Raw genomic sequence first — 10,131 nt, 5'->3', positions numbered from 1 at the left:
GCGTAGACGGTCCAGCCCTCGGTCCGGAGCGCACGCACGGTGGCCTCGCCGATCCCGGTGCTGGCGCCGGTGACAACTGCTGCTTTGTTCTGGATTCCTTCAGTCATGGCACCACCCTAACGGCAAGCCCCGCCCAGCCTGCCGGCTGCCCGCAGGATGAACGCCGGTGAACCCGGATCAATCCCGCGCCAGGAATTCCTGCAGGACCCGGGCATGGTTGGTCTCCGGGTCCCTCGCCCCGAACAGCAGCGTCACCTTCCCGTGCTCCGCGGCCAGCTCCCGCAGCGTCTGCACGGCGGGGTTGCCGTCAAGCTCCGCTTCATAGGCGGCGCGGAAATCGGCGAAGCGTTCCTGCATGTGCGCGAATTCAGTGCGCAGCGGCGGGGACGGTGCCACCTCCTTGAGCCAGATCTCCAGCTGCGCGCGTTCCTTGCTGACCCCGCGAGGCCAGAGCCGGTCCACCAGGACCCGGCAGCCGTCGTCGTCGGCGGGTTCGTCATAGATGCGCTTGATCACAAAACTTCCGGTACTTTCCTCCATCTTGCGCATGCTACTGCAAGGCAAGGTTGCGGGACACAGTGAAAAAGAGTGGAAGAATTGCCCCATGGCTGAAGACACGCAGGGTACAGACACGCCCACCACCGCCCCCATCAACGTTCCGGACAAGCCCGCCCTTGAGGGGCTGGAAGACGCCCTCACCCGGCGCTGGCTTGGCGAAGGGACCTACAAGTTCAACCCGGACACCACCCGGGAGCAGGTCTACTCGATCGACACTCCCCCGCCCACGGCGTCGGGTTCGCTGCACGTCGGTCACATGTTCTCGTACACCCAGACCGACGTCCTGGCGCGCTACCAGCGCATGACCGGCAAGAATGTCTTCTACCCGATGGGCTGGGACGACAACGGCCTGCCCACTGAGCGCCGCGTGCAGAACTACTACGGTGTACGCTGCGACCCCACCACCGCGTACGACGCCGGCTACCGGCCCCCGGCGGAACCCGCCAAGAACCAGCGCGATTTCGACGTCGTCTCGCGCCGGAACTTCATCGAACTCTGCGAGGAACTCGCCGTCGAGGACGAGAAGGTCTTCGAGAACCTCTTCCAGACGCTGGGCCTGTCCGTGGACTGGGACCTGACGTACCGCACCATCGATGACAAGTCCCGGGCCATCTCCCAGCGCGCCTTCCTGGCGAACCTCGCCGCGGGCGACGCCTACATGGCCGAGGCGCCCACCCTGTGGGACGTCACCTTCCGCACCGCGGTTGCCCAGGCCGAGCTCGAGGACCGCGAGGTCGCGGGCGCCTACTACCGGTACCCGTTCTTCACCGAAGACGGCGAAAAGATCTACATCGAGACCACCCGCCCCGAACTGCTGGCCGCTTGCGCCGCCCTGGTGGCGAATCCCGACGACGAACGGTACCAGCCGCTGTTCGGCAAGAAAGTCACCTCCCCGCTGTTCGGCGTCGAGGTGGAGGTCAGGGCCCACCCGCTCGCCAAGGCGGACAAGGGCTCCGGCATCGCCATGGTCTGCACCTTCGGCGACCTCACCGACGTCACCTGGTGGCGGGAACTCCAGCTGCCTACCCGCGCGATTGTGGGCCGGGACGGGCGCATCATCGGCGAGACCCCGGAGTGGATCACCACCGCCGAAGGCCGCGCCCACTTCGAGGCCATCGCGGGCAAGACCGTCTTCAGCGCCAAGGAAGGCGTGGTGGAGCTCCTGGCCGCTGCGGAACTCCTCGACGGCGAGCCGAAGAAGATCATGCACCCGGTGAACTTCTTCGAAAAGGGCGACAAGCCCCTCGAAGTCGTGACCTCCCGCCAGTGGTACATCCGCAACGGCGGCCGCGACGCGGAACGCCGCGAGCGGCTCATTGCCCGCGGCCACGAGATCGATTTCCACCCGGCGTTCATGCGCTCACGCTACGAGAACTGGATCTCCGGCCTGAACGGCGACTGGCTCGTGTCCCGCCAGCGCTTCTTCGGTGTGCCGGTGCCCGTCTGGTACCCGCTGGACGCCGACGGCAACCCGGACTTCGCAGCTCCGATCGTCCCGTCCGACGCGCAGCTGCCGGTGGACCCCGCAGCGGATGCGGCACCCGGCTATGAGGAAGCCCAGCGCGACGTGCCGGGCGGTTTCACCGGTGACGCCGATGTGCTGGATACCTGGGCCACGTCGTCACTCACCCCGCAGATCGTGGGCGGCTGGAGCACCGACGAGGCGCTCTTCGCCAAGGTTTATCCCTTCGACGTGCGCCCGCAGGGCCACGACATCATCCGGACATGGCTGTTCTCCTCCGCGGTGCGCGCCGACGCCCTGCAGGACTCCGCGCCGTGGAAGCACGCCGCCATCTCCGGCTGGATCCTGGACCCGGACCGCAAGAAGATGTCCAAGTCCAAGGGCAACGTGATCGTCCCGACCGACGTGCTTGAGGAGTACGGCTCGGACGCCGTGCGTTACTGGGCGGCCTCGGCCAAGCTCGGCGCGGACACCGCCTACGAGATCGCGCAGATGAAGATCGGCCGCCGGCTCGCGATCAAGCTGCTCAACGCCTCCAAGTTCGTGCTGAACCTGGGCGCCACCGAGAACTCCGTGGTGTCCGGGGACCTCTCCGCGCTCAGCAACCCCCTGGACCGGGCGGTCCTGGCCCAGCTCTCCGACGTGGTCCAGCAGGCCACGAAGGCGTTCGAAAGCTACGACTACGCCCGGGCCCTGCAGATCACCGAGAGCTTCTTCTGGCACTTCACCGATGACTACGTGGAGCTCATCAAGGACCGCGCCTACGGTGCCGCGGGCGAGGCCGAGCAGGCGTCCGTCCTGGCGGCGCTGGCAACCAGCCTGGACACGCTGCTGCGCCTCTTCGCCCCGTTCCTGCCCTTCGCCACGGAGGAAGTCTGGAGCTGGTGGCGTACCGGCTCGGTGCACCGTGCCCAGTGGCCGTCCGCCGTCGAGATCGACGGCGACACCACCCTGCTGGCCACCGTCGGGACAGCGCTCAGCGGCATCCGCAAGGCCAAGTCGGAGGCCAAGGTCAAGCAGCGCACCGAAGTCCTGTCCGCGACCATCACGGCCACGGACTCTCTCACCACGCAGCTCAAGGCCGGCCTGGCCGACCTCAAGGCCGCGGCCAACGCCCGGGAGATCACCCTCGTGGCCGGCGACGGCGACCTGACCGTAAGTGACGTCGTTCTGGCCCCCGCCGAGGAGCCCGCACCGGCCTAGCAGCAGCCCGAAGGACAAACAGGACGGGGGCTCCCTGACCGGCTCAGGCCGGGCAGGGAGCCCCTGCTTTGTTCGTATGGGTTTTGCCGTCCGGGCCTCAGACCTCGAAGGAGGTCTCGAAGTGCGTCAGCACCGGCGGGGCCGCCAGGAGCTCTCCAAGCGCGCTCACGCCGTCGCCTGCCCGCCACGCGCGGTAGGCGGAGTCGTGCTCCAGCGACGCCCACTGTTCCACCACAAGAAAGTGCGCCGGATCATTGCTGTCCACCAGCACATCGACACCGAGGCAGCCGTCAAACGCCCGCGTATCGGCAAGGATGTCGCGCAGCGCGGCCGGCGCAGTGGGCAGGGATTCCGTTTTCAGGTTCAGATCAAGGTGGGCTGTGATGGGCATGGCGCTCCAATGGTCGCAGGTGGGTACAGGACACAGAACTAAACCGGACAGGATGCCTGGACATCCCGGCACCGGAGTTATGCCCTGCCACTGGACGCAACAGCGGCGCCGCCGGGCTTGTTCCTTGGGCTCTGATCAGCGGGCATTCGTCCGCTGCCAGGCGCCGGAACCCGGGCCTGGCCGTTCCGCTTCACTGATCGCCCAGGCGGCCACCCAGGCTGCCTGCAGGGTCATACTCGCGTCCCGTACCCAGGTGTACCGGTAGTTCTGGTGCATCCGGACCAGCTGGTCCAGCCCTGCTTGAGGGCTGGCTTGCTTGAGGGCTGGCTTGTTTGGGGCAAAGGGGAAGCCCCATCAGCGTTTTGCCGTTGGTGGGGCTTCGACTTTTCGATTGCCACGTGACGTCTTAGGCAATCTGGCGGGATCCTTGGATTTTCAGGTCTTCCTACCTCGTCACTGGTAGCCATCATCTGACTTTGCCGAAGGCTGCGTCGGATGAGTGTCACTGAATCTTTGGTTCCTGCGTCCCGCTTCTTTCGAAGTGGGTAAGTTCAATTGTGATCCCGCCCCGCCGGATGCACAAGAGCCCCGGACGAACTACAACAGAGTAGTTCTTCCGGGGCTCCATGCCTCTCGTGGGACGCCGTGTCGCGTCCTGCCGGAGGCTAGCTGAACACGGGGTCTTCGGTCCTGCTGCGTTTGATTTCGAAGAAGTACGGGAAAGATGCCAGCGTCACGGAGGCATCCCAGAGGCGCCCGGCCTCCTCCCCCCGCGGGATGCGGGTGAGCACGGGGCCGAAGAACGTGGTTCCGTTGAAAGAAACGATGGGCGTGCCGACGTCCTGGCCCACCAGGGAGATCCCGGCCTCGTGGCTCGTGCGAAGCCTGGCGTCGAATTCATCGCTCTGGCCTGCCGCCGCGAGCTCCGCCGGGAGGCCCACCTCGGCGAGGGACTTCGAAATGACTTCGGCGATGTCCTGGTTGCCCTCGTTGTGGATCTTGGTGCCCATGGCGTCGTAGAGCGCCTTGACGTACCCGGTGCCGTGCTGCTGGGCGGCGGCCGTGATGACGCGCACCGGGGCCCAGGCTTTGGTGAGGAACGCCTTGTACTCCTCCGGGAGCTCCTCGCGGCCCTCGTTCAGCATGGCGAGGCTCATAACGTGCCATTCGGTGCTGATGTCGCGGACGTCTTCCACCTCGCCGATCCAGCGGGAGGTCACCCAGGCGAAGGGGCACATCGGGTCGAACCAGAAGTCGGCCTTGTTGGTGGTTGCTTCTGTGGGCAGGGATTCAGGCACAGGTGCTCTCCTTGGGGAAGTCTGCGGGGAAAGGTGCGCTGGCGTGGCTCGAACAACGCGCGCGTCAAGGGTAACAGCGGCCAGTGCGGCCTATTTATTCCGGATCAGGCGGACTTGCGGCGCTTGACGTCGTGGGCGATCAAGGTGGGCGCGGCCTTCTTGGAGACGACGTCTTCCGTAATGACCACCGTGGCGATGTCGTCGCGGCTGGGCAGGTCGAACATCACGGGGAGCAGGACTTCCTCCATGATGGCGCGGAGCCCGCGGGCACCGGTGCCGCGTTCCAGCGCCTGGTCGGCGATCGTGTTGAGAGCTTCCTCATCAAAGACCAGCTCGACGCCGTCGAGCTGGAACATCTTCTGGTACTGCTTCACGAGGGCGTTCTTCGGCGTGGACAGGATCTGGATCAGCGCTGAACGGTCCAGGTTGGAGACCGTGGTGATGACCGGGAGGCGGCCGATGAACTCCGGGATGAGCCCGAACTTCAACAGGTCCTCGGGCATGACTTCGCCGTAGGAGTCGGTGTTGTTCTTGACCTCGTTGAGCGGGGCGCCGAAACCGATGCCCTTGCGACCGGACCGCGACCCGATGATCTCCTCGAGGCCGGCGAAGGCGCCCGCGACGATGAAGAGCACGTTGGTGGTGTCGATCTGGATGAATTCCTGGTGCGGGTGCTTGCGGCCGCCCTGCGGCGGAACCGAGGCGACTGTGCCCTCCAGGATCTTCAGCAGGGCCTGCTGCACACCCTCGCCCGAGACGTCCCGGGTGATCGAGGGGTTCTCGCTCTTGCGCGAAATCTTGTCGATCTCGTCGATGTAGATGATGCCCTGTTCGGCCTTCTTGACGTCGTAGTCCGCGGCCTGGATGAGCTTGAGCAGGATGTTTTCGACGTCCTCGCCGACGTAGCCGGCTTCGGTGAGCGCGGTGGCATCGGCGACGGCGAAGGGAACGTTGAGGCGGCGGGCCAGGGTCTGCGCAAGGTAGGTCTTGCCGCAGCCAGTCGGGCCGATCAGCAGGATGTTGGACTTGGCGATCTCGACGTCGTCGTGGTGCACACCTTCGGCGAGGCTGCCGCTCTTGGGCGCGTGGCCGGCCTGGATGCGCTTGTAGTGGTTGTAGACCGCGACGGCGAGCGAGCGCTTGGCGGGCTCCTGGCCGATCACGTATTCCTGCAGGAAGTCGAAGATCTCGCGGGGCTTGGGCAGCTCGAAACTGCCAAGGTCAGCTACTTCGGCGAGTTCTTCTTCAATGATCTCGTTGCAGAGTTCAATGCACTCGTCGCAGATGTAGACGCCGGGCCCGGCAATGAGCTTCCGAACCTGCTTCTGGCTCTTTCCGCAGAAAGAACACTTCAGCAGATCCGTGCTCTCGCCAATCCGAGCCATATGTGAACCCCTTTAGTATCTTGCTGCCGGCTGTGTCCTACTCCTGCGCAGCGCTGCACCCGTTACTGGAATCACGGACCTTCCTTGAAGGAGGCCAGCCGTGACATGTTCCACTCTAGGTCACTTTAGGCCTGATGGGTGGAAAGCCGACACCGGTGCGGCCACTTGAAGTGGGCTGCACCGGTGCCGGGAACTGCTTGTTACGTACCTGCTGCGCTACTTGGTGATGGCCTGGGGCTTCATCTTGCGTGAATCCAGCACCTGGTCGATCAGGCCGTACTGCATGGCCTCGGCCGCGGTGAGGATCTTGTCGCGCTCGATGTCGTTGTTGACCTGCTCCGGCGTCCGGCCGGAGTGCTTGGCCAGCGTGTTTTCGAGCCACTCCCGCATGCGCATGACCTCGGCCGCCTGGATCTCCAGGTCGGAGGCCTGGCCGCCCTGGCCGCCGGACAGCGACGGCTGGTGGATCAGGACGCGTGCGTTCGGCAGTGCAAGGCGCTTGCCCGGCGTGCCGGCTGCAAGGAGCACGGCGGCGGCGCTGGCGGCCTGGCCGAGGCAGACGGTCTGGATCTCCGGGCGGATGTACGTCATGGTGTCGTAGATCGCCGTCATGGCGGTGAAGGAGCCGCCCGGGGAGTTGATGTAGAGCGTGATGTCGCGGTCCGGGTCGGTGGACTCGAGCACCAGCAGCTGCGCCATCACGTCATCGGCCGAGGCGTCGTCAACCTGGACGCCGAGGAAGATGATGCGGTCCTCGAACAGTTTGGTGTACGGGTCCTGGCGCTTGAAGCCGTAGGGGGTGCGCTCTTCGAACTGCGGCAGCACGTAGCGGCTGCTCGGCAGGTTACCGGCCGTCGAACCGAAGTTGTAGTTCATGTTCATTGCTCCTGAATTCATTGCTGTCTCCGTGCCGGTCAGTTCTCGGTGGCTGCGTCGGCTGAGCCGCTGTTGGCATTGGTTCCGCCGCCGCCGGCCACGGAGCCCGCGTGCGCCGCGATCTTGTCGAAGAAGCCGTATTCGAGGGCTTCTTTGGCCGTGAACCACTTGTCGCGGTCATTGTCCTTGAGGATGGTCTCGACGGACTGTCCGGTCTGATCTGCCGTCAGTTCCGCCATGACTTTCTTCATGTGCAGGATCAGCTCGGCCTGGATCTTGATGTCCGAGGCCGTGCCGCCGATGCCGCCGGAGGGCTGGTGCATCAGGATGCGGGCGTTGGGGGTGGCGTAGCGCTTGCCCTTGGTGCCGGAGGAGAGCAGGAACTGCCCCATCGAGGCGGCAAGGCCGGTGGCGACGGTGACGACGTCGTTCGGAATGAACTGCATGGTGTCATAGATGGCCATGCCGGCGGTGACGGAGCCGCCCGGTGAGTTGATGTAGAGGTAGATATCCTTCTCGGGGTTCTCGGCCGAGAGCAGCAGCAGCTGCGAGCAGATCGCGTTGGCGTTCTCGTCGCGGACCTCGGAGCCGAGCCAGATGATGCGCTCTTTCAGCAGGCGGTTGTAAATGTAGTTATCCTGGGCTGCCGGATCGACAGTAGCCATCCGGGGTGCCCCTGCTTGCTGTGACATATGTACTTACCTCTCGCTGGCGACGGTGACGCCACTGGACGACATCACTGAACTTTCCTACATGGACACTAACGGTTTTCCCGGCCGCTTTGTGCTCAAGCGCGGGGCTGTTCGCTGACGGCGCACGATTGCCCGGGCGGGTTCATCACCGGCTTAAAAAGCCGCACCCCCGGATCAAAGATCCGGGGGTGCGGCGGAAATATTACTCGAACAGAAGTATTAGAACTTCACTGCTGCCGGGTCATCGTTCTTGGCGGTCTCGGGTGCTGCTGCTTCGTCGGAAGCGGCGTCCTCGACGTCGGCTTCAGTTCCGGCAGCTGCCTCAACCGGCTCCTCTTCGCCGCCGGGGCGGACGAAGTCGCTCAGGTCAACCTTGTTGCCCTCGGAGTCGGTGACCTCGGCCTGGCCCAGGACGACGGCGAGTGCCTTGCGGCGGCGCACCTCGGAAACCATCATGGGGACCTGGCCGCTCTGATCGATGATCTGGGCGAACTGGTTCGGGTCCATGCCGTACTGGCCGGCGGTGGTGACGATGTAGTCGATCAGCTCGTTCTGGCTGACATTGACTTCTTCCTTTTCGGCGATGGCGTCAAGGATGATCTCGTTCTGGAAGGCACGCTCGGTGTTGGCCTTGACCTCGGCACGGTGCTCCTCGGTGTCGTGCTCGCCTTCGCCGTGCGCGTTTTCGGCGTTGAAGTGCTGCTCGAGCTGCTCTTCGACGACGGAGTCCGGGACGGGTACGGCCACCAGCTCAACGAGCTTGTCGAGGACCTTGTCGCGGGCTTCGACGCCCTGCTCAACGACCTTGGACCCCGCGGCCTGCTTGGCGAGGTCCTCGCGCAGTTCGGCCAGCGTGTCGAATTCGGAGGCCAGCTGGGCGAAGTCGTCGTCAGCCTCGGGAAGCTCGCGCTCCTTGACGGACTTGACGACAACCTTGACCTGGGCGGACTCGCCGGCGTGCTCGCCGCCCACGAGGGTGGTGCCGAAGATGGCGTCCTCGTCGGCGCTGAGGCCGGTCACGGCTTCGTCGAGGCCTTCGAGCATGGTGCCGGCGCCGACCTGGTAGGACAGTCCGGTGGCGGAATCAACCTCGGCGCCGTCGATGGAGGCGGTGATGTCGATGGTCAGGAAGTCCTTGTCGGCGGCCGGGCGGTCCACGGACTTCAGCGTGCCGAAGCGGCCGCGGAGTTCGTCCAGGGCCTTGTCGACGTCGGCGTCGGTGGACTCGGCAGCGGCAACCTCAACCTTGATGCCGGCGTAGTCGGGCAGTTCGATCTCGGGGCGGACGTCAACCTCGGCGTGGAACTTGAGTTCACCGTCGGTGGCGGACGGGTCCGGAACCTCGGTGATTTCGACCTCGGGACGGCTCAGCGGACGGATGCCCGTTTCCTGAACGGCTGCCTGGTACCAGCCGTTGAGGCCGTCGTTGATGGCAGTCTCCAGCACGTAGCCGCGGCCAACGCGCTGGTCAATGAGCTTGGAGGGGACCTTGCCCTTGCGGAAACCGGGAACCTGGATCTGCGAAGCAACAGTCTTGTATGCCTCTGCGATGCTGGGCTTCAATTCCTCAAAGGGGACCTCAACATTGAGCTTGACCCGCGTGGGGGTGAGGTTCTCGACAGCGCTCTTCACAGTCTAAGTACTCCTGGTTTTAGGGGGTGGGGTTCTGCACCGCCAAGGGTCTGGCAGTACCTGCAGAGTCGGGGTGACAGGATTTGAACCTGCGACTTCCTGCTCCCAAAGCAGGCGCTCTAGCCAAGCTGAGCTACACCCCGTAAGTGCACAGAACAGTCTACGGTCAAATTGTGCCGGTTTGCACATTTGACACCGGGGCCCTGAATTAGGTTTAGTTGTATCCGGCTTCAACAGCCGCCCGGAAGTTTTGCTGGATGGTTCCTGCAAATTCCCGGGGACGTAGCTTAATGGTAAAGCCTCAGTCTTCCAAACTGATTACGCGGGTTCGATTCCCGTCGTCCCCTCCGAAATATGACGAAAAAGCCCCTCTCCGGAGGGGCTTTTTTCGTGTCCCCCCCATCGACTGCTCCGCAGTTGCCCTTCTCGCGGTTCAAAAGGGCAGTTGTGGAGCAGTCGACGCGGGGTCGACGGCGTACCTCGGGATTCAGGGTTTCTGGCAGCCGGGGCACCAGTAGAGTTTGCGGGCGCCGAGGTCGGTCAGGGCCACCGGCGTTCCGCAGTCACGGCATTCGAGCCCCTGCCGCCGGTAGACGAAGTGGGACTCCTCCGGGGCCGGCAGGCCGCTACGGGA

Annotated in this window: 9 protein-coding genes, 2 tRNA genes and 1 pseudogene; 2 read left to right on the top strand and 10 right to left on the bottom strand. The window is 64.7% G+C overall.

Annotated features, from left to right (window positions below):
• Both K789_RS24970 and K789_RS0104130 read right to left on the bottom strand, forming a co-directional pair.
• A pseudogene (locus K789_RS24970) lies at window positions 1-107 on the bottom strand (SDR family NAD(P)-dependent oxidoreductase); the annotation flags it as partial.
• 70 nt (window positions 108-177) lie between these two features.
• Window positions 178-540: a DUF488 domain-containing protein gene (locus K789_RS0104130; protein WP_024365650.1), complete on the bottom strand. Its 363-nt coding sequence runs from the start codon at window positions 538-540 to the stop codon at window positions 178-180.
• 64 nt (window positions 541-604) lie between these two features.
• Between K789_RS0104130 and valS the strand changes: the two genes are divergently transcribed.
• Window positions 605-3,223 (top strand): valine--tRNA ligase, encoded by a 2,619-nt coding sequence (gene valS / locus K789_RS0104125; protein ID WP_024365649.1) that lies wholly within the window; start codon window positions 605-607, stop codon window positions 3,221-3,223.
• Window positions 3,224-3,320: 97 nt separating this feature from the next.
• Here the strand turns inward: valS and K789_RS0104120 are convergent, their stop codons facing one another.
• The 7 genes from K789_RS0104120 to K789_RS0104085 form a co-directional block, all read right to left on the bottom strand.
• The gene (locus K789_RS0104120; RefSeq protein ID WP_024365648.1) at window positions 3,321-3,614 is read right to left on the bottom strand and encodes a putative quinol monooxygenase; all 294 of its coding nucleotides are present in this window, start codon (window positions 3,612-3,614) and stop codon (window positions 3,321-3,323) included.
• Window positions 3,615-4,279: 665 nt separating this feature from the next.
• The gene (locus K789_RS0104110; RefSeq protein WP_035739077.1) at window positions 4,280-4,912 is read right to left on the bottom strand and encodes a DsbA family protein; all 633 of its coding nucleotides are present in this window, start codon (window positions 4,910-4,912) and stop codon (window positions 4,280-4,282) included.
• Between the two features lie 104 nt (window positions 4,913-5,016).
• Window positions 5,017-6,297 (bottom strand): ATP-dependent Clp protease ATP-binding subunit ClpX, encoded by a 1,281-nt coding sequence (clpX, locus tag K789_RS0104105; protein WP_024365646.1) that lies wholly within the window; start codon window positions 6,295-6,297, stop codon window positions 5,017-5,019.
• A 216-nt stretch (window positions 6,298-6,513) separates the two neighbouring features.
• Entirely contained in the window at window positions 6,514-7,173 is a 660-nt protein-coding gene (locus K789_RS0104100) for an ATP-dependent Clp protease proteolytic subunit (RefSeq protein ID WP_024365645.1), read from the bottom strand.
• Between the two features lie 38 nt (window positions 7,174-7,211).
• Window positions 7,212-7,838, bottom strand: a complete 627-nt coding sequence (locus tag K789_RS0104095) for an ATP-dependent Clp protease proteolytic subunit (protein WP_024365644.1) — start codon at window positions 7,836-7,838, stop codon at window positions 7,212-7,214.
• Between the two features lie 246 nt (window positions 7,839-8,084).
• Window positions 8,085-9,497: a trigger factor gene (gene tig, locus K789_RS0104090; protein ID WP_024365643.1), complete on the bottom strand. Its 1,413-nt coding sequence runs from the start codon at window positions 9,495-9,497 to the stop codon at window positions 8,085-8,087.
• 68 nt (window positions 9,498-9,565) lie between these two features.
• A tRNA-Pro gene (locus tag K789_RS0104085) sits at window positions 9,566-9,640 on the bottom strand.
• A gap of 133 nt (window positions 9,641-9,773) precedes the next feature.
• Between K789_RS0104085 and K789_RS0104080 the strand changes: the two genes are divergently transcribed.
• Window positions 9,774-9,844 (top strand) — tRNA-Gly (locus tag K789_RS0104080).
• A 140-nt stretch (window positions 9,845-9,984) separates the two neighbouring features.
• Here K789_RS0104080 and K789_RS0104075 read toward each other — a convergent pair.
• The gene (locus K789_RS0104075) at window positions 9,985-10,119 is read right to left on the bottom strand and encodes a zinc finger domain-containing protein (protein ID WP_416352786.1); all 135 of its coding nucleotides are present in this window, start codon (window positions 10,117-10,119) and stop codon (window positions 9,985-9,987) included.
• Between the last annotated feature and the right edge of the window lie 12 nt (window positions 10,120-10,131).

It is taken from the genome of Arthrobacter sp. TB 26, assembly GCF_000427315.1.
Taxonomy (GTDB): Bacteria; Actinomycetota; Actinomycetes; order Actinomycetales; family Micrococcaceae; genus Arthrobacter.
The sequence above is the reverse complement of the archived record's forward strand: the minus strand, read 5'-3'. Positions and strand labels throughout refer to the sequence as shown.